At 62.8% G+C, this 19,801-nt stretch carries 18 protein-coding genes; 16 read left to right on the top strand and 2 right to left on the bottom strand.

What is annotated here, in order from left to right:
• Positions 1–228 precede the first annotated feature (228 nt).
• The 3 genes from LVJ94_41905 (at position 229) to LVJ94_41895 (ending at position 4,001) form a co-directional block, all read left to right on the top strand.
• On the top strand, positions 229–894 hold the full coding sequence (locus LVJ94_41905) for an HAD hydrolase-like protein (GenBank protein WXB03448.1): 666 nt from the start codon (positions 229–231) through the stop codon (positions 892–894).
• A gap of 14 nt (positions 895–908) precedes the next feature.
• Entirely contained in the window at positions 909–2,348 is a 1,440-nt protein-coding gene (locus LVJ94_41900; protein WXB03447.1) for a GuaB1 family IMP dehydrogenase-related protein, read from the top strand.
• Between the two features lie 819 nt (positions 2,349–3,167).
• Positions 3,168–4,001 carry a hypothetical protein gene (locus LVJ94_41895; protein WXB03446.1) on the top strand — a complete coding sequence of 278 codons (834 nt, stop codon included), beginning with the start codon at positions 3,168–3,170 and terminating at the stop codon, positions 3,999–4,001.
• On the opposite strand, the gene LVJ94_41890 is transcribed toward LVJ94_41895, so the two are convergent.
• Entirely contained in the window at positions 3,995–4,459 is a 465-nt protein-coding gene (locus LVJ94_41890; GenBank protein WXB03445.1) for a hypothetical protein, read from the bottom strand. The genes LVJ94_41895 and LVJ94_41890 overlap by 7 nt on opposite strands.
• Before the next feature lie 896 nt (positions 4,460–5,355).
• Positions 5,356–5,523, bottom strand: a complete 168-nt coding sequence (locus LVJ94_41885) for a hypothetical protein (GenBank protein ID WXB03444.1) — start codon at positions 5,521–5,523, stop codon at positions 5,356–5,358.
• A gap of 503 nt (positions 5,524–6,026) precedes the next feature.
• Between LVJ94_41885 and fabD the strand changes: the two genes are divergently transcribed.
• From fabD to LVJ94_41820, 13 genes are all read left to right on the top strand, one after another.
• Entirely contained in the window at positions 6,027–6,914 is an 888-nt protein-coding gene (fabD, locus tag LVJ94_41880; protein WXB03443.1) for an ACP S-malonyltransferase, read from the top strand.
• Positions 6,915–6,949: 35 nt separating this feature from the next.
• Positions 6,950–8,443 carry an FAD-dependent monooxygenase gene (locus tag LVJ94_41875; GenBank protein WXB03442.1) on the top strand — a complete coding sequence of 498 codons (1,494 nt, stop codon included), beginning with the start codon at positions 6,950–6,952 and terminating at the stop codon, positions 8,441–8,443.
• An 84-nt stretch (positions 8,444–8,527) separates the two neighbouring features.
• Positions 8,528–8,857: a TcmI family type II polyketide cyclase gene (locus LVJ94_41870; protein ID WXB03441.1), complete on the top strand. Its 330-nt coding sequence runs from the start codon at positions 8,528–8,530 to the stop codon at positions 8,855–8,857.
• Positions 8,857–10,137 (top strand): beta-ketoacyl-[acyl-carrier-protein] synthase family protein, encoded by a 1,281-nt coding sequence (locus tag LVJ94_41865; GenBank protein ID WXB03440.1) that lies wholly within the window; start codon positions 8,857–8,859, stop codon positions 10,135–10,137. The genes LVJ94_41870 and LVJ94_41865 overlap by 1 nt, the downstream gene beginning before the upstream one ends.
• Positions 10,134–11,363, top strand: coding sequence for a ketosynthase chain-length factor (locus tag LVJ94_41860; protein ID WXB03439.1), 1,230 nt, complete (start codon positions 10,134–10,136; stop codon positions 11,361–11,363). Before LVJ94_41865 ends, LVJ94_41860 begins: the two co-directional genes overlap by 4 nt.
• 23 nt (positions 11,364–11,386) lie before the next feature.
• Positions 11,387–11,668, top strand: coding sequence for an acyl carrier protein (locus LVJ94_41855; GenBank protein ID WXB03438.1), 282 nt, complete (start codon positions 11,387–11,389; stop codon positions 11,666–11,668).
• Positions 11,665–12,450 (top strand): 3-oxoacyl-ACP reductase FabG, encoded by a 786-nt coding sequence (gene fabG, locus LVJ94_41850; GenBank protein WXB03437.1) that lies wholly within the window; start codon positions 11,665–11,667, stop codon positions 12,448–12,450. The genes LVJ94_41855 and fabG overlap by 4 nt, the downstream gene beginning before the upstream one ends.
• 50 nt (positions 12,451–12,500) lie before the next feature.
• Positions 12,501–13,451 (top strand): aromatase/cyclase, encoded by a 951-nt coding sequence (locus tag LVJ94_41845; GenBank protein WXB03436.1) that lies wholly within the window; start codon positions 12,501–12,503, stop codon positions 13,449–13,451.
• The gene (locus LVJ94_41840; GenBank protein ID WXB03435.1) at positions 13,448–15,721 is read left to right on the top strand and encodes an SDR family oxidoreductase; all 2,274 of its coding nucleotides are present in this window, start codon (positions 13,448–13,450) and stop codon (positions 15,719–15,721) included. The genes LVJ94_41845 and LVJ94_41840 overlap by 4 nt, the downstream gene beginning before the upstream one ends.
• Positions 15,722–15,725: 4 nt before the next feature.
• A complete protein-coding gene (locus LVJ94_41835) occupies positions 15,726–17,153 on the top strand; it encodes an MFS transporter (GenBank protein ID WXB03434.1) in 1,428 nt (475 codons plus the stop codon).
• A gap of 64 nt (positions 17,154–17,217) precedes the next feature.
• Complete coding sequence (locus LVJ94_41830) at positions 17,218–18,327, top strand: DUF6081 family protein (protein WXB03433.1); 1,110 nt, start codon at positions 17,218–17,220, stop codon at positions 18,325–18,327.
• The gene (locus tag LVJ94_41825; protein ID WXB03432.1) at positions 18,324–19,187 is read left to right on the top strand and encodes an NAD(P)H-binding protein; all 864 of its coding nucleotides are present in this window, start codon (positions 18,324–18,326) and stop codon (positions 19,185–19,187) included. The genes LVJ94_41830 and LVJ94_41825 overlap by 4 nt, the downstream gene beginning before the upstream one ends.
• Entirely contained in the window at positions 19,174–19,800 is a 627-nt protein-coding gene (locus LVJ94_41820) for a hypothetical protein (GenBank protein WXB03431.1), read from the top strand. The genes LVJ94_41825 and LVJ94_41820 overlap by 14 nt, the downstream gene beginning before the upstream one ends.
• Position 19,801: the final 1 nt, after the last annotated feature.

The following is a 19,801-nucleotide window of genomic DNA, read 5'->3' as shown; positions in this document are numbered from 1 at the left end:
GAGGTTCGGGGTCTCGAATCTGCGCTTTGCGGAGAGCGCGGCAGCGGGACGAAACCGGCGAGCCCGGTGCGATGCGTGGTTCAGAAGAAAGGATCGCCATAACGTCAGGCGATCCTTGTGGGCGAGAGGGGACGAGGGCGCCGGCCCCGCCGGGGATTGTTCCGCTGCCGCTGCTCGACAGCAAAGCAGTGTCGGATTGGGACGTCGAATCGAATGTTAGGTTAAGGTATGCACGCCAAGCACATCGTTTGGGACTGGAACGGGACCCTGCTCGACGACAACCACGCCGTCGTGGAGAGCGTGAACGTGGTTTGCGACTTCTACGGAAGGGAACGCGTCACGCTCTCGGAGTGGAGACAGACCTACTTCCGTCCCATTCCGGATTGCTACGAGCGCTTGCTGGGAAGGGCCATCGACCGCCTCGAAGAATGGCCCCGCCTGGTGCAGCTCTATTATGAGGCGTACAAGCTGCGCCTTCCGACGTGCCGGCTGTCGCTGGACGCGCCGGAGGCGTTGGTGCAATGGGCCCAGCACGGCGGCACCCAGTCGGTGCTGTCGATGTGGCCCCACGACGAGCTCGGCCCGTGCCTTCGCGAGCGGGACATCGAGGTGCACTTCACCCGCATCGACGGGCTGCGCGGCGAAGATACCGGTCAATCGAAGGCCGAAAGCTTTGCCGAGCATTTGAAGGCCCAGGGCCTCGCGCCGGACGATGTCGTGCTGATCGGTGACATCCGCGACGATGCGGAGGCGGCGGCCGCCGTGGGGGCGCGAAGCATCTTGCTGACCACGGGGATCGCTACGCGCGCGGGCTTGGAAATGGCCGGCGTACCTGTCGTGGATTCGATGAGCGAGGCCGTCGCGCTGCTCGTCGCCGCGGCAGCCAAGAGCTGATAGCCTTCCGGGATGTGAAATTTCTCAACGATCAACAGCCCGCGCAGGATCTGACCTACAACGACGTTTTCATCGTGCCGAATCCCTCGACGGTCGCCTCGCGGCTCGACGTGGATTTGGCGACCAACGATGGCACGGGCACGACGATCCCGCTGGTCGTGGCCAACATGACGGCGGTCGCCGGGCGGCGCATGGCCGAGACGGTGGCACGGCGCGGCGGCATCGTGGTGATTCCGCAGGACATCCCCGAGAACGTGGTGTCCGACGTGGTCGCGTGGGTGAAGGCGCGGGCGTTGTTGTATGATACACCGATTTCGCTGGCGCCCACGGATACGGTGGACAAGGCGATTGGCCTTTTGCCGAAGCGCGCGCACCAGGCGGCCGTGGTGGTGGAAGGCGGACGCCCGGTGGGCATCGTGACCGAGGCCGATTTTCAGGGCATCGATCGGTATACGCAATTGGGGCAAATCATGTCGCGGGATCTTCTGACTTTGTCGGAAGGGGTGACGCCGCGGCAAGCGTTCGACAAGCTCGAGGGGGCGCGGCACCGCTTGGCGCCCGTGGTCGATGCCAATGGGCAATTGAAAGGGATTCTCACGCGCAAAGGGGCTTTGCGCGCGACGTTGTACACGCCGGCGACGGATGCTAAGGGCCGTTTGCGTGTGGCCGCGGCCGTGGGCATCAATGGCGATGTGGGGCGCAAGGCCGAGGCATTGCTCGCGGCGGGCATCGATGCGCTGGTGGTCGATACGGCGCATGGTCATCAAGAGAAGATGGCGGCGACGGTCAAGGCGATCCGCGGGATGGGCGGTGCCAAGGTGCCCTTGGTCGCCGGCAACGTGGTGACGGCGCGCGGTGTCGCGGACTTGGTCGAGGCAGGGGCCGATATCATCAAAGTGGGTGTCGGCCCGGGGGCGATGTGCACGACGCGCATGATGACGGGGGTGGGGCGGCCGCAGTTCTCCGCGGTGCTCGAATGTGCGGGCGAGGCGCGGCGCCTGGGCAAACACGTGTGGGCGGACGGCGGCGTGCGCCATCCGCGCGATGTGGCCCTGGCCCTCGCGGCGGGGGCATCCAATGTGATGATCGGTTCGTGGTTCGCAGGGACGTACGAGTCGCCCGGCGACACGATGCGCGACGCGAATGGGCGACTCTACAAAGAGAGCTTCGGCATGGCCTCGGGGCGTGCGGTGCAATTGCGCACGTCGAAGGATTCACCGTTCGACAGGGCCCGCAAGGCTTTGTTCGAAGAGGGTATTTCCACATCGCGCATGTACCTCGACCCGAAGAGCCCCAGCGTGGAAGACTTGATCGACACGATTGTGGCGGGGCTACGAAGTGCGTGCACGTACGTGGGGGCGCGGACCTTGGACGAGTTTTATCGCAACGTGGTGGTCGGGCTGCAAAGCATGGCCGGCTACGCGGAGGGGATGCCGCTGCATACGAGTTGGTAACCGGGACGACACGGAGCCATAGCGGATGACTATGGCAAGAATATGCTCAATTTAGTGGCCCGACGTCGGGCCCGCCGTTACAGAAACTGAGCCGGTGCGTTGCCGGCTCGGATCGGTCGTGCGGGTCTGACTCGCGACTTCACTGGAGAAAAGCATGCTCTCTGTCCGAGCATTGGCATGGATAATGGGAATTTGTGCCGTCGTTGCCTGCGGTTCGTCTTCGGGGAACGATGACGAGGGTTCCAACTGTTCGTGTGACATCTCGTATAACGGTGCAAGGCGCACCATTTCGTGCGAGAGCGATACGTGTTTGAACGGCGTCTCGTTTGCGTGCAGGAAGGGGGCCATCGTCTCGCAAGGTGGTGCGTGTTCCACTGGCGGCGAGATCGGCGACGGCGGTACCGCCGGCCAAGGTGAGGGGGATGGTGGCCCCGTCGATCCCGGTTCCAGCGATGGCGACGCTGGCGATGGAGCCGTTACCGATCCTCCCGGAAGCATCTGTTCGGATCCCACGGCGAAATTTGCATGCGGAAGCGAGACGTGCCGAGTAACGGAGATATGCGTACACCCTCAGCCGGGTTCACCGGTGACCGATCTCTGTCAGAAGGTCCCCGAGGAGTCGCAGTGTACGCCTTGCTCGACGCAGCTATACGATGTGCCCGAGAGCTATTGTGACCGATCCCTCGGATACACGTTTAGGCTTTCGGGATCGAGCGACACCGGATGCACTGCAACGTGTAGGTGACGGCGCGCCGCTGCATACGAGTCGTGATGAGGACGACGAAACTTCGTTCGCACGAGGGACGATGGACAGGGCAAATGAAAACGACATTTGCCCTTTGCACGGTCCTGTCACTCGCTTGTGCCGGTTTGGTCGCTTGTGGGAGCGATTCGGATGACGGAGCTGCGGCGCCGTCGGGCGACCAGGTGGACGGCGGCACCGACACCAAGCCCGATGCCGCGCCTCCTGCCCCAACGTTCGTCTCCAATACGCCCAATGCCGCGGTTCGCGCCGCGTCGCAACCGCGGGCCGACCTCGTTCTGGTGAGCTCGAACTTCAAGCAAGAGGCGAGCGAAAGCCGTTATTACCGCGAGTGGCTCGGCATCGTGTACAACGCCGGACGAGACACGGTGTGCCAGACGCAGGCTGAGGTCTCGCTGCGCGACACCCAAAGTGCGGAGTTGGTGAAGTTCTCGAGCTTCGTTCGAGCCCCGGCGTTCAAGAGCCCCAGTGGGGCGATCTTCTCCTTGCCGTGCGTGGCCCCGGGCGAAAGAGGGGTGATTTACAGCAATGGGTTCGGCCCCTCGGAAATCGCACCCACATCCGTCGCGGTCATCGACATTCAGTTCGAGCCCAGCGTCTACCCGGGAGTCATTCCCCATCCCGACGCACCCGCGGTCTCGGGCGCACTGCGTCCGTGGGGGCTGGGTGGAAGGTACACGCAATTCGCGGGATCGGTGACCGGTGGGGCCCACGCCATCTCGAGCCTCTCGGTCACGACCTACCCCCTCGATGACAAAGGATTAGCCGTCGCGCAACTCGACGAGTCGTTCTCGGGTGGGCTAGCTGCGGGCGAGACGCGAGACTTCGACACCGTTGCGGTTCAAGGCAACTTTACGAAATACATCCAATTCGTCGATCTCTATCAGTGAGGAGGGCGGTTGGCGGGGGTGAGGAATTGCCAGACGGCCAGGGAGAAGAGATAGAGAAAGAGAACCGCGGGCATGACGAGGTACCAGCGGGCTCTCTGGCCGCCCGCGTCGACGTGCTTTTGTACGATGGGCCGATGCTCGCGGTAGAGGACCCACGCCATGGCCACGCGGGCTCCGAGAATGAGCAACCATCGGAGCCCTTCGTTCGTTGGCCCATGCGGGCTCGTTGGCAGCCACACCAGGACAACGCCCGGAACGACGAAGAGCAGGACCGTTCGCCAGAATGCCCAGTCGTCCCGCAGCCGGTGGTAGTTCAGTGCCGCGAGAAGGGCTCCCGCCGCCGGTGCCATGACGATGGCGTGTGCCACGATGAGGTGTGGGTCGACGAGCCGGATGCGCTGCGCGTTCTCGGGGCGGACCGTGCGCGCGCGCGGCGGCGTATAGGGGTTATCAGACATGGTGCATCCAGCCTGAGTTGCCGTTTCGGGAAACGAACCACTTCGACATCGCTCTCCTCCGACGTTGCCGTGCCTACGCTATTCGTTCGGCCGCGGGCGGAGGAAGGTTGCGAGAATCGGCGAGAGAAAACTGCGACGATTTGCCTTGACGCGCTTCGTTGAAGGGGGTCGTAGTTGCCCCGCAACGACGATGGCCTCGATGCCACTCGTGCAGATTCGTCGATAGCGAATCCCTATGGCTTGAATAGCCACGATTTAGTGGCTCGATGTCGCTTGAGACAGTAGAGGATCTGAACCGAAGCGTCTCCGTCCGAAGTCTGCACTTCGTGGAACCCGGTTCACCCGTGAAAGATCTCCGTCAGGAGGTCCCCGTGGATGCATTCAGTCTTTTGGGTTCTCGCGACACTGGACGACGGCAACGTGTAAATGACGGCGACGATTCGTCTCGTCCAAGTCCTGGAGGTAATCATGAATAGACTATGCGTCTCCCGTTCGTACCCTGCCACATGCGCCATCAAGGTATCGCAAATCGTCGATTGTTATAGAGCGGCCAAGGTAAATGCATGTCCCGCTTTTTCCGATAACGGTGCCTGCAGCGTTTTGATTCAAACCGAAGGTTGTCGATGAATCGCGCGCCGCAAGGCTTTCCGGGCGATTCGTGCGCGTGCGGTGGAGCCATGCGGCCCGACGGCAGCGACCGTCATCTCGGAGGATGCAGAAAGATAGCAAGCGAACTCGTGCGCCCAGGAACGGCGCGACGCCCATGGCTATGGCGAGCGGGCGCCTGCCCGCTCTCCGACCATGCAGATGCGTGGCCTGCCAACGAATCGCGGCGCTGCTTTCGTATAAGGAGATATCCAGCCGGAGTAAGCCGCGAGATACTCGTCACGTTTCGTCTAAATTTTAGAGGTGGCCGCGCCAGAAAGTCGCGTCTTCGACAAAATAAGCAACAGTTCGGTTCGATGTTCTGTTGGCACGCCAACTATATCTTCAATGCCCATAAAGTAGCCCGATGACGGTTTGACATCGGTGTCGCCAGCGACATTGCCGTCGATTCGTTTCATCGAAATACGAAACCTTCTCGTCCGATGTGCCGAAACTCTCTTCATGATACCAAGCCTCGGGACGCCAGGCGTCATGCGACGCACACTTGATCAGCACGCGCGGGCGCCGCGAGAAAACATCGTCCTCCCATTTCACGATAAGTTCGCGACCGAGATTGACACGGAGCGTCTTTTGGCCAATGCTACACCGTCGCGATATCACCGCGCTTAGCTGCCGCTCTTCGCGCACCTTACCCAATACAAGTAGCGCCTCTTTCTTGAAATAATCGATGCCGATACCGCAAATCGGGGCCGCCTCCGGGCGGAACGGATCGTTGAGCGCAGCATCGCTCGCGAACGAACCTCGAAACGTCGTTCTCCGGGAATAAATCCTATCGAGCGAGGCGATGCTGCCCGCGTCATTACGGATTAACCACCGATAGCCATCCGCATGTCGGCGTGAGACGTCCGATCATCGTGCGAAGGCTCACACTCGGCCATCAAAAACAAAGCAGGATCACGAGATGACTTCGATCTACGTCTTTCCCGGTCAGGGATCTCAGCACGTCGGCATGGGTGTCGATCTTTTCGCGAAATACAGAGATGTAGTGAGCACGGCCGATCGCGTGCTCGGGTATTCCATTGTCGATCTCTGCCTCCAGAATGACGGCAATCGCCTCGATCGAACCGAATATACGCAACCTGCGCTATTTGTCGTCAGCGCCCTCAGCTACATGGCAAAATGCGATGCTGGAGTCGAGCCCGACGTCGCGGCCGGTCACAGCCTGGGTGAATACAGTGCGCTCTTTGCCGCGGGCGCATTCGACTTCGCGACCGGACTTTCGCTCGTCAAGAAACGTGGAGAGCTCATGTCCGGGTCGGCTCCGGGCGGCATGGCAGCGGTCATCGGTCTCACGGAAGATGAGATCATGGGTATTCTTCGCGTCGAAGGTGCAAATGAGATCGACGTGGCCAATCTGAATGGTCCTCGGCAGATCGTACTGGCAGGACCGGTCGATGATCTCGCACGCTGCAAAGGGCCATTCCTTGCTGCAAAGGCCAAAAACTTCCTACCGCTCCGCGTGAGCGCCGCGTTCCATTCCCGCTACATGACCGGCGTTGCCGACGAGTTTCGCACCTTCTTGAGCAAGGCTCGAATGCATACACCCAAATTTCCCGTAATCTCCAATGTCGACGCGCAACCTCACGAGCCGGAAGCCATCGTCGAAAAATTAGTCGCGCAAATTGTGAGTCCAGTGCGGTGGACGGATACGATTCGAAGGCTTATGTCCTTGGACAATCCTCGATTCGAGGAGGTGGGACCGGGCAAGGTTCTCTCCGGTTTGATCCGGCAGATCCGAAAAACGGAGCAACCGCTCATGGGTTCGTTCGACGATCGCGGTGCCGCGTGAACGACAGTTTGGTTCAACGAAAAATCATCGGAGGAATGTCGACGATGCATGGCATTGCGCACATCGATGCGGAAGTGATTATCGTAGGAGCCGGGCCCGCAGGGTTAATGCTCGCGGGCGAGCTGCGGCTCGCGGGAATAGCCGTCACCGTTCTAGAACGGCTTCCAAAGCGTACGGGGGAGTCCCGTGGCCTGGGGTTCACGGCGCGCACGATGGAGGTATTCGATCAGCGCGGCTTGTTGCCGCGATTTGGCGAGATCGAGCTCAGCACCTTGGGACACTTCGGCGGCCTCCCAGTGAATTTCGGGCTGCTCGATGGGGCTTACCAAGCTGCGAAGAGCGTGCCCCAAGACCGCACCGAGGCGGTACTGGAGGCGTGGGTACGCGAATTGGGGGCCGACCTGCGGCGCGGGCACGAAGTCCTGTCGGTGAGCGATCACGGAGAGCACGTCGAGGTCACGGTTCGCGGGCCAAAAGGCGTTCAGACACTGCGCACAAGCTATCTGGCCGGCTGCGATGGAGGGCGCAGCCTGGTTCGTAAGGCCGTGGGCTTCGAATTCCCCGGCACCGCATCGACGATGGAAATGTTTCTCGCCGACGTGAAGGGGCTCGATCTCGAGCCGCGCATGATCGGCGAGACCCTGCCCGGCGGTATGATCATGGTAGGCCGGCTTCCTGGCGGCATCACCCGGCTTATCGTCTGCGAGCGGGGCGCACCGCCTCGGCAGCGTACCGAACCACCGGCCTTCCGTGAAATCACCGATGCATGGAAGCGTCTCACCGGTGCGGACATCTCACACGCGGAACCCGTATGGGCCAGCGCATTCGGCGACGCAGCTCGATTGGTCAGCCAATATCGCATCGGCCGCGTGTTTCTGGTCGGCGATGCCGCCCACATTCATTTGCCAGCCGGTGGTCAAGGTATGAACACTAGCATACAAGACGCCGTCAATCTCGGCTGGAAGCTCGGCGCCGTCCTGCGAAAGCGGGCGCCGGAGACCCTCCTCGACACGTATCACGACGAACGCCGCCCGGTGGGCAAACGCCTCTTGATGAACACACGCGCCCAGGGGCTCTTGTTCTTGAGCGGTCCCGAAATACAACCCATGCGCGATGTCATCACGGAGTTGATCGGATACGACGACGTCGGCCGCCACTTCGCCGGCATGGTAAGCGGTTTGGAGATCCGTTACGACGTGGGCTCGGGCAGTCATGGTCTCCTGGGAAGACGCATGCCGCACGTGGAACTGCTCGGTGGCCGCCCCAGGTTCAGCACCGAGGCTCTACATTCTGGGCGCGGCGTGTTGTTCGATTTCGCGGACAATGCCGAGCTGCGCCGCCGAGCTGCCGGCTGGGTGGATCGGATCGATGTCGTGACCGCCGCCCCGCGTGGGGCGATCAACGGTCATCCACTCGGCGCGACGGCGGCCATCCTGGTCCGTCCCGATGGCTACGTAGCCTGGGCTGCGCCGGGTAGCCATGGCGACTTACCCATGTCCCTGGAGCGCTGGTTCGGCCCTGCTTCGTAGCAACGTTTCGTTCCTTCATCGATTCACGAAAGTCCCTCTTTGTACGATCGCGCGCAGAGGCATCTGCCCGTGGAAGGAGATGACATGCATAGCACGTTGATTGTGGCCCGCATGGAGCCGCACTGGAGCACGAACGTCGTCCAGCTTTTCCGAGATTTCGACCTGACCGACATGCCCCATCGTATGGGGACGCGCCGACGCCAGCTCTTTTCGTACAAAGGCCTCTATTTCCATCTTCAGGATTTCGACACCGACAACGGGGGCGAGCTCATCGAGCGCGCCAAGTCCGATGCGCGATTCGTCAACATTAGTACGGATCTCAAGCCGTTCATTCAAGCCTATGACCCGGCCACGTGGCGTTCCCCTAAGGACGCCATGGCTACGCGCTTTTACAATTGGGAAGCTTCGAAGTGATGCGCCGGCGTGTCGTCATTACCGGCTTGGGCGTGGTGGCCCCAGGCGGCATCGGGACCGCGAATTTCTGGAAGTTGCTCTGCGACGGCCGGACCGCAACGCGGAAGATTTCCACCTTCGATCCCTCGCCGTTTCGCTCGCGCGTCGCGGCGGAGATCGACTTCGACCCCGAAGCGAGCGGCCTGGAGCCCCAGGAAATCCGCCGAATGGACCGCGCCGCGCAATTGGCCCTCGTGGCTGCGCGCGAAGCGATCGCCGACAGTGGTATCGAAATGAATCGTTTCGATCCTTACCGCATCGGCGTCACCATCGGCAGCGCGGTCGGTGCCACCATGGGTCTCGACAGTGAGTACCGCGTGGTGAGCAACGGCGGCCGGCTCGAGAGGGTCGATCACACGTATGCGGTCCCGCATCTTTACGATTACTTCGTGCCGAGCTCCTTCGCGGCGGAGATCGCGTGGGCGTTCGGCGCCGAAGGGCCGAGCACCGTGGTGTCCACCGGTTGCACTTCGGGCATCGATTCGGTGGGCCACGCCGTCGAACTGCTCCGCGAGGGCTCGGCCGACGTCATGATCACCGGCGCGACCGACGCGCCCATTTCGCCGATCACCTTGGCCTGCTTCGACGCGATCAAGGCAACCACGCCGCGCAACGACGATCCCGAGCACGCCTCGCGGCCGTTCGACGCGACCAGGGACGGATTCGTCCTGGGCGAAGGCTCCGCCATCTTCGTGCTCGAGGAGTTCGAGAGCGCCAAGCAGCGGGGAGCACGCATTCTCGCCGAGATCACCGGATATGCCGCGCGTTGCAACGCTTTCCACATGACCGGGCTGCGCCCGGATGGTGTGGAAATGGCCGAGGCCATCCGCGTGGCGCTGGAAGAGTCACGCATGAATCCCGAAGCGATCAACTACATCAACGCGCACGGCTCCGGCACGAAGCAGAACGATCGCCACGAGACCGCTGCATTCAAGCGGAGCCTGGGTCAGCATGCCTACCGCACACCGGTGAGCTCCATCAAATCGATGGTTGGGCACTCGTTGGGCGCCATTGGCTCGATTGAAATTGCCGCGTCGGTGCTCGCCATACAGCACAACGTGGTTCCTCCCACGGCCAATTTGCACAATGCCGATCCCGAGTGCGATTTGGATTACGTTCCGCGCGTTGCGCGCGATCACAAAACGGACGTCGTACTGACCGTCGGCAGCGGATTCGGCGGATTTCAGAGCGCCATGGTGCTCGCCGACCCGAGCACGACCATTGCAAGGAGCGCGGCATGAGCACCTCGGTCGTGGTGACCGGTCTGGGCATCGCATCGCCCAATGGCCTCGGTACGAAGGAATATTGGTCGTCAACTCTCGAAGGCAAAAACGGTATCGGTCGCATCACCCGATTCGACCCGACGGGATATCCATCGCAATTGGCCGGTGAGATCGACGGCTTCGAGGCGGGGAAGCATCTGCCTCAAAGGTTGCTCCCGCAAACGGATCGCATGACCCGGCTCGCGTTGGTCGCCACCGATTGGGCGCTGGAAGACGCGGGCGTGAAGCCTGGCTCGTTCGCCGACTTCGACATGGGCGTCGTCACCGCCAGCTCTTCGGGCGGGTTCGAATTCGGCCAGCGCGAGCTCCAAAGGCTCTGGAGCCTGGGCAGCCAACACGTCAGCGCATACCAGTCCTTCGCCTGGTTTTACGCGGTCAACAGCGGGCAGATCTCCATTCGCAATGGAATGAAGGGCCCGAGCGGCGTGGTGGTGAGCGATCAGGCCGGCGGCCTCGATGCCCTCGCGCAGGCGCGTCGCCAGATCCGCAAGGGTACGCCCCTCATCGTCTCCGGCAGCATCGATGCGTCGATATGCACGTGGGGCTGGGTGGCGCAAGGAGCGAGCGGACGACTCAGCACTCGAACCGATCCGTCGCGCGCGTATCTTCCGTTCGACGCCGATGCATCGGGCTTCGTCCCCGGCGAGGGTGGTGCGATCCTCATCCTCGAAAACGGGAGCGCCGCACGGCAACGCGGCGCGAAGATCTACGGTGAAATCGCCGGATACGGCGCGACCATCGATCCGAAGCCGGGAAGCGCACGCGGCCCCGGTCTGCGCAAAGCCATCGAGCTGGCCCTGGCCGACGCCGGTGTCGGAGCTCGCGACATCGACGTAGTCTTCGCCGACGGAGCCGCGATCCCCGAGCTCGATCGTATCGAGTCCGAGGCGCTCGCGGAGATTTTCGGCCCGCGCGGCGTGCCCGTCACCGCCCCCAAGACGATGACCGGACGGCTGTACTCGGGCGCCGCACCGCTCGACGTGGCCACGGCGTTGCTCGCCATTCAAGAGGGCGTCATCCCTCCCACCGTGCATACCGCGGCAATCTCCGACTACCAGCTCGATCTGGTCACCGGCGCACCGCGACGAGCCAAAGTCCGCACCGCACTCGTTCTCGCCCGCGGCTATCGCGGTTTCAACTCCGCCCTCGTCGTGAGGGACTTTCGCGAATCCTCGAACAACTAGTTGCACAATACAGGGAGCCAACCATGACCAAAGAATTCACCCTCGAAGATCTCAAGCGGGTCCTTCTAGCTAGCGCCGGAGCGGCGGAGGGCGTCGACCTGGACAGCAATATCCTCGACATCGACTTTGCAGACTTGGGCTACGAATCGGTGGCCCTGCTCGAAACGGGCCGGCAGATCGAGCTCGAATGCCGCGTCTCCCTCGACGATGGCGCGCTCGCGCAGGTCCGCACGCCCCGCGCCCTGCTGTCTTTGGTGAACGGCCACCGCAACGCCGCCAACGCCCAGCTCCGCGAGGCATCATGAGCGAGTCGAATCAGCGCGTCGCCCTCGTCACGGGCGCGACCAGTGGCATCGGTCTCGCAGTCGCCCGATTGCTGGCCAAGCAGGGACATCGCGTGTTCATCGGCGCCCGCAACGCCGACAATGTGAAGGAGACGGTACAGAAGCTGCGTGACGAGGCTCTCGAGGTCGATGGTACCACGCTGGATGTGCGTTCCATGGAGTCGGTGCGCGCATTCGTCCAGGGCGCTGTCGCGCGCTTCGGCACGATTGACGTCTTGGTCAACAACGCCGGCCGCAGCGGCGGCGGCATCACCGCCGACATCAGCGACGACCTCTGGAACGACGTCATCGAGACGAACCTCAATAGCGTCTTTCGTATTACGCGCGAAGTGCTCGGCCCGGGCGGAATGCGGCAGAAGAAATGGGGTCGCATCATCAACATCGCCTCGACAGCCGGCAAACAGGGTGTCATTTTGGGAGCCCCGTATTCGGCGTCGAAGCACGGCGTGGTGGGGTTCACCAAAGCACTGGGCAATGAGCTTGCACCGACCGGCATCACGGTGAACGCGGTATGCCCGGGCTACGTGGAGACGCCGATGGCAGCGCGCGTTCGCCAAGGTTACGCCGCGGCGTACAAGAGCACTGAAGAGGAGATTCTCACCAAGTTCCAGGCAAAGATTCCCCTCGGCCGATATTCGACGCCGGAGGAAGTGGCCGGCCTGGTGGGCTACTTGGCCACCGATACCGCGGGCTCGATTACGGCGCAAGCCCTCAACGTGTGCGGCGGTCTGGGCAACTTCTGAGCTGCGCCCCGCCCATCAGTTCATAGAAATTCATCCAGGAGACATATCCCATGCCGACGATGGGCCTCAAAGAGGTCGAGCACGAGATCACGGTGCTCGCCCCGGCCGAAGCCGTGTACCAATTGATTGCGGACGTGCAGAATTGGCCGCAAATCTTCCCTCCGACGGTGTACGTCGATCGTTTCGAGCAAACCGAGCGCGAGGAGCGGATTCGGATTTGGGCGACCGCCAATGGGCAGGCAAAAACGTGGGCGTCGCGCCGCGTCCTCGATCGCAAGAAGCTGCGCATCGAATTTCGGCAGGAGGTGTCCGCACCCCCGGTCGCCTCGATGGGTGGAACGTGGATCATCGAGCCGATTTCCAACTCCGAATCACGGGTTCGGCTGCTCCACGATTACCGAGCAATCAACGACGATCCGGCGGGCCTGAAGTGGATTGACGAGGCGGTCGACCGCAATTCACGCTCCGAGCTGACCGCACTCAAGGCGAACGTCGAACGGGTGACCGCCTCCGAGAAGCTGATCATGTCCTTCGAGGACGAGATCGAGATTCGTGGGTCGGCAAAAGACGTTTACGATTTCATCAACGAAGCGAATCTGTGGACCGAGCGCTTGCCTCACGTGGCGAGGGTGAGTTTCGAGCAGGACGAGCAGGGCCTGCAAACCCTGGAGATGGACACGCGGGCCAAGGATGGGTCCACCCACACCACCAAGTCCATTCGCGTCTGCTTCCCCCATTACCGGATTGCCTACAAGCAAATCACGCTTCCCGCGTTGATGGATCTGCACACCGGCTATTGGACCTTCCGCGAGACGGTGAATGGCGTCCGCGCAGCGTCGCAGCACACGGTCATCATCAAGGAGGAGAACATCGCGAGGATTCTCGGCCCCCAGGCCGACGTCGAAAAGGCGAAGGACTACGTTCGCACCGCGCTGAGCACGAACAGCCGTGCGACCCTCGGTTACGCCAAAGAGTACGCAGAGGCGAAGCGCAGCAAATGACGAATCGGACGCAGGTCATCGTCGTCGGTGCAGGGCCGGTCGGTTCGATGCTTGCCGGGGAATTGCGGCTAGGCGGCGCCGAGGTCATCGTCCTCGAGAGGCTCGCGGTACCGATGACCGAGTCGCGCGCCTCCACCTTGCACGCGCGCACCATGGAAATTTTCGATAGCCGAGGGCTATTGGAGAAGGTCGGAACGCCGCCGAACGACGTCATGGGGCATTTTGGCGGGCTTCCGCTCGATCTGACGCTTGCGAGCCCGTACTCCGGTCAATGGAAGGTCGCCCAAACGCGATTGGAGCAAATCCTCCACGAGTGGGCCGTTACTTCGGGCGCGGACCTTCGTCGTGGACACCAGGTGGTCGGCGTTACGGTCGGGCCGAACGACGTCGCAGTCCAGGCCGAGGGGCCCAACGGGATCATCGAGTTCGCGGCGCAATACGTGGTGGCCTGCGACGGTGAGGACAGCACGGTACGAAGGATCGTTGGGGCGGCTTTTCCGAGCAATGCGTCCGAAGCGCACTTCGAGCGGCTGCTCTTTCGCGCGGACATCGTCGGCATCGAGATTCCCAATCGGCGCTTCCAGCGTTTTCCAAAGGGGCTTGCCATCGCCGCGCGTCGCAACGACGGCGTGACACGAGTGATGGTGCACGAGTTCGGTCGAAAGACGGATTCTCTCCGGGGTCCCGCCGAGTTCAACGACGTTGCCGAGGCGTGGATGAGCGTCACCGGCGAGAACATTCGCGCCGGGACGCCGCTCTGGGTCGACGCTTTCAGCGACGCCTCCCGCCAATTGAGCCACTATCGCCACGGGCGCATTCTGTTTGCTGGCGACGCCGCACATCAAAAAATGCCGACCGGGGGGCAGGCGCTCAATCTGGGTTTGCAAGACGCATTCAACCTCGGGTGGAAGCTCGCGGCGTGCGTTCGACGAAGTGCTTCCTCCGAGCTGCTCGACTCCTATCACCACGAGCGGCACCCGGTCGGTGAGCGCGTGCTGTCCAACATTCGCGCCCAAGCCACGTTGTTGCTCGGTGGCCCCGAGGTGGAACCGCTTCGAGACGTATTTGGCAAATTGACAAAGCACGACACCGTGCGCGCCGAATTGGCGTCGATGATCGCGGGCACCGATATCAAATACGACACCGCAGGTCGAAGCCCGCTGCTCGGCGCACGCATGCCGCGCGCGGAGCTGGTGACGGCATCGGGGACGACGAGTAGCACCGACCTGCTCCGCACGGGGCGCGGCGTGCTCGTTGTTCTCAGCGACGACGCGCAGCGCGAGCTCGCACCCGTCGCAGCACCATGGGTATCTCGAAGGATCGACATGGTGCCAGCCAAGCTCGCACCGGAACATCCGCCGCTGGGAACGGATGCGATCCTGATTCGCCCTGACGGTCATGTCGCCTGGATTCGCGGCGACACGAGCGATCTCACCACTGCGCTCTGCCGTTGGTTCGGCGAGCCGGCTCATTCAATGACGAAGAACAGGAGAAACGGCTTCATGGGAAAACTCGCTGCCAAGAGCGCACTGGTGACCGGCTCGAGCCGCGGAATCGGTCGAGCGACCGCCATTCGACTCGCGCGGGAGGGCGCGCTCGTCGCCGTCCACTACACGACCAACGCAAATGCGGCCTACGAGGTGGTCACCTCGATCGAGAGAGACGGCGGACGTGCCTTCGCCGTACAGGCGGAGCTCGGGGTTCCTGGTGACGTGCACCAGCTCTTCTTGGGCCTCGAGCAAGGACTGAAGGAGCGCACCGGCTCGACGACGCTTCACATTCTCGTCAACAACGCCGGCGTGATGAGCGGCAACACGGCCCCGGAGAAGACGACGCCCGAGGCGTTCGATCGTCTGATGGCTGTCAATGCAAAGGCGCCGTTTTTCATCATACAGCGTGCGCTAGCCAACATGCCCGAGGGTGGCCGCATCATCAACATTTCCACCGGGCTCACGCGGTTCGCGAACCCTCATGAGATTGCCTACGCGATGAGCAAAGGCGCCGTCGAAATGATGGCGTTGCACTTTGCCAAACACCTCGGACCGCGCAACATCACCATCAACAGCGTGGCCCCAGGCATCACTCGAAATGACAATCCCGTCTTCGACATTCCCGACGTGGTCAATCAAATGGCACGCCTGTCCACCTTCAACCGGGTCGGCGAGCCGGCAGACGTAGCGGACGTCGTGGCGTTCCTCGCTTCCGACGACGCTCGATGGATCACGGGGTCGTTCGTCGACGCGAGCGGCGGATCGTTGCTCGGCGGCTGAGCCGATGGAACTCGGTCGATGGAGTTCGCGCCAGTACGGCCTTTTGTGCGTGCTCGCGGGCAACATGCTCATCGACGCCCTCGAGGTATCCGCGGCGATCGTGCTACTGCCGCGCCTGCGGGCCGATCTTGATCGGCCGCTCGCCACCGCGCAGTGGGTGATGAGCGGCTTCGCACTCGGTTTCGGTGGGCTGATGCCGTTTGGCAGGCAGGTCGTGGCCCTCTTGGGGCGGCGCCGCGTTTACCTCGCGTCGCTCCTCTTTTTCGCAGCAGCATCCGTCCTCGGTGCGCTCACCCGCGATCCATTGCTTCTCGTGGCGACGCGTTTCGTCAAAGGCTTTTGCGCCGCGCTCGCCGCGCCCACCGGGCTTGCCATCATCGGCACCGCGTTCGAGGAAGGCCCCGCCCGAAATCGTGCACTGTCCGTCTATATGCTTTTTGGCGCTTGCGGATTTACCGCCGGCCTCCTGCTCTCGGGGTTGCTCACCGGCGTCGGCTGGAGGTGGACCTTTCTGTTTCCCTCCCCCATCGTGCTGGTGCTGTTCACGATTGCATTGTACATCCTCCCGGCTGAGCATCCCCCGGGAGAAGCCCGCCTCCGACTCGACATCGCCGGTGCGTGCACCTTCATCGCCGCACTGGTGGCGCTCGTGCATGCCATCGTATCCCTGCCCGGCCACGATTGGACGGAGCCACGAACGCTCCGTGCGTTTGCGTTGGCGGCGGTGCTGTTCGGCGCGTTCGTGCTCGTCGAACGGCGCGCTGCGGAGCCACTGATCCGTGTTTCACTCCTCGCCCATCGGACGTTGATCCGATCCGCCCTCGGCGCCGCGGCGCTCAATGGCTCCTACCTCGGCTTTTTGCTAATCCTCACCTTCCATTTTCAATCGCTGGCCGGCTGGTCACCTCTACGAACGGCACTGGCGCTCCTTCCGGCGAGCGCACCGCTCGCGGCGACGTCGTGGTGGGCGGGACGTGTGGTGAGTCGGCTTGGCGCCGCACGCCTGATTGCCATGGGCGCGTCTCTCCCGCCCATGGGGTATGCCTTTTACGATCTACGTCTGCGTTTCCCTCTCACCTACACGGCCGACGTTTTTCCGGCATTGCTGCTCGTGGGGGCGGGCTTCGTGCTCGCCTTCGCCGCCCTCAACGTGCAGGCTACGTCGGGTGTGCCGGCGGCCGCGCGCGGTGCGGCGGTCGGCCTCTACCAAACCGCGGTACAACTCGGCGCGACGGTCGTGATTGCGCTGGTCACGGCGCTGCTCGGGCGGTCTTCGGCGGCGTTCGATGCGTCGGACGGCGCGCACGCATCGATTTACCGCCCCGCGCTGCACCTCGTCACCGCCATCGGCGCGCTGGGATTCATCGTGGCTTTGGGGGGAGTCCTCTCGACTCGAGCCGAGGGCGCGCCCGTTGCGCGACGCCCTTCCTGACCCGACGCGCCTTTCTCGAAGCGATTGCGCCAACCTTCGGTTTTTTACTTTACGGAGACTCGTCATGTACATTCGTTATCCAACTCTCGGCCTTGCCAGCGCCCTCGTTGCCGGTCTCGTCGGATGCAGCGCAAACGGCACGGGCGATACGTCCCACGATGACCCATTCACTGACTCGGTCGCGAGTGCACTCGAAGATACCGCGACCGACGACGACACGGGCTCCGGCGAAGAGGTTCTCGTGTACGATGATTTCCGCGGCGGATTCACCACGGAAGGACCCGGCGCGAAATGGGACCCTCCCATCTTTGCCGACGGCATCACGAGCACGTCCTCGCGCGGACTTCGCGTCATTCCATCGGGAACGAATCCGGTCACCGGGCAGCCCGCGTTCGCCTCCACCACGGGCCAGCAATCTTCCGGCGGGTACGGCACGATGGATCACATCAAATGGGCGGGCTTGCTCCGACACACGTCGACCGCTGGATTCAGCGGATGGGACACGCCCGCAAGCGGCGTTCTCTCCTGCACGACCACGATTTCCTCCGTCGGCACCGGCCTCGACGCGCACCCATTCGGCTCCAACGTGTCGGACGCCCAATCCGATCTTCGACTTGGCGCCTCGGTCATGTTGTTCACCGATCAGGAGACCAACTCGGTATTTGATTTCTTCGTGACCAACAAGCAAATTTATGCCATTTACGAAAGACTGCCCCGCCAGGGCTCGACGTATGCGGCATTCAACTATTCGGTGCCCGTTGCGACACGCACGTCGACCGCGCAGCAGGATAACCTCACGATCTCGGTCAACCAACAATCGAGCTCCGCGACCTGGTGGGTGAACGGCCGATCGGTGCTCCAGGTGAACGGCATCGGCACGCGTGCCGTGGATCGCAAATACATGACCCTCGACCACGGCGGCACCCCGCAAGTCGTGCGACCGCGGCAACTCGATTGCGGTCTCGGCACCTTCACCCTGCTCGATGGCGCGCTCGCCCCGCAAAGCGCGGGCCTGGTCCGACTCGATTCCACCGTCGATTATTTCGCGCCCCGTAGCGGCGCGCCCGCACGCCAAACCTTCTTCGACGAACACAGCGACGCCCAAAATCGGCTCTGGGGCCAAGGCGTGCAGCTCAATGTAGCGAAAATCAAGGTCACGAGGAGCGCAAAATGACGAAAAGGAACGTAGTCCTGGTTACCGCGGCCACTGGCAACTTGGGGCCGCACGCCGTCCGGCAGCTGTTGGATGCGGGAGCTTCCGTTCGGGCACTGGTCCTGAAAGACGATCCGAACGTCGGTCGATTGCCAAAGGGCGTCGAAATCCACATTGGGAATTTGGGCGATCCCGACAGCCTCGATCCAGCATTGGACGGAGCAGACGGCGTCTTTCTCATGTGGCCCTTTTTTACGCTCAACGTAAACACTGCGCCGGCCGTGGTGCAAAAGATCGCGGCGCGGCCACGACGGGTGGCGCTCGTCTCGTCGGTGGGGGTGCATATCGGCCTCGAGCCGATCGACAACAATTGCCACGCGTACATAGAGCACCTTTTGGAACGAACCTCGGTCTCGTGGACATTCCTCCGCACCACCGGATTTCATGCCAATGCGTTGGGCTTTGCTGGCCAAATTCGTGACGGCGGCGTGGTGCGGTTCCCCTACGGTGCCGCGACCCGCACCTCGGTGGACGAGTCGGACGTCGCGGCAGTCGGCGTGAAGGCGCTGCTCGAGGACGGCCATGGCGGACGGAAATACTTGGTCTCTGGCCCGGAGGAGGTCGCCCAACGCGAGCAGGTGCGCATCCTCGGAGAGGTTTTGGCCCGACCCTTGTTCTGGGAGGACGTGGAACATCAAGCCGCTCGGGATGCGATGGTGGCCGCGGGCTGGCCGCCCTCGTATGCCGACGGGGCGCTCGACTACTTCGCGATGCTCACGAAGAAACCCGAGGTAGGCTCCAAGGTCGTTGAAGAGGTGACGGGCCGCCCGGCACGCACCTTTCGGCAGTGGGCCATGGAGCACGCGAATGCCTTCCGCTGAGCCGCCGCACGCTCACGCGACCTTCGTCTCGATCGAGCGCGTCGCCGTGCACGATGCCGCTGCGGCCGCTCGTGTGATCGACGATGCCACCACGCGCGGATCCGTCTTTCGCGCGACCGAAGGTTTCCTCGGTGACCAGATCCACCAGAGCGCCGACCACCACACGGTGATCCACCGCGTCGAATGGGCGAGCGAGGCGGCGGCCGCCGCCTCCGGAATACGTGCGGTATCCGCGTTTCTTGGCTGGACGGCGCCGGCCCTCCACGGGCCGAACGATACGGACGTTCCGGGCGTCGCGTCGCTCGCGACCCGGCACCTACGCGGTCGGGAATCCTACGATGCGTTGCTCGCGCTCATGGCCCAGAGCGGGGCGTGGAAACGGAATTTCCCCGGATTTATATTTGCCATTCCGCACCTCGGTCTAGATGGCCGCACCTTCGTCATGTATACCGCGTGGGTCGACCACTCCGCCTACCGCGCGTGGATCTCGGACCCGCGGCTCTCGGTCGGGCAGGAAGAAATTGCCCGGCTCGAGGTCGCCCCGCCCGAATACCTTTTATGCGAAATCGTTACCAATAGCCATCGAGCCATCCGTGGGCCAAGCCGAACCTGAA

This window comes from Sorangiineae bacterium MSr11367, assembly GCA_037157805.1.
Lineage (GTDB): Bacteria > Myxococcota_A > Polyangia > Polyangiales > Polyangiaceae > Pendulispora > Pendulispora rubella.
This window is presented reverse-complemented; position numbering and strand designations above follow the sequence as displayed.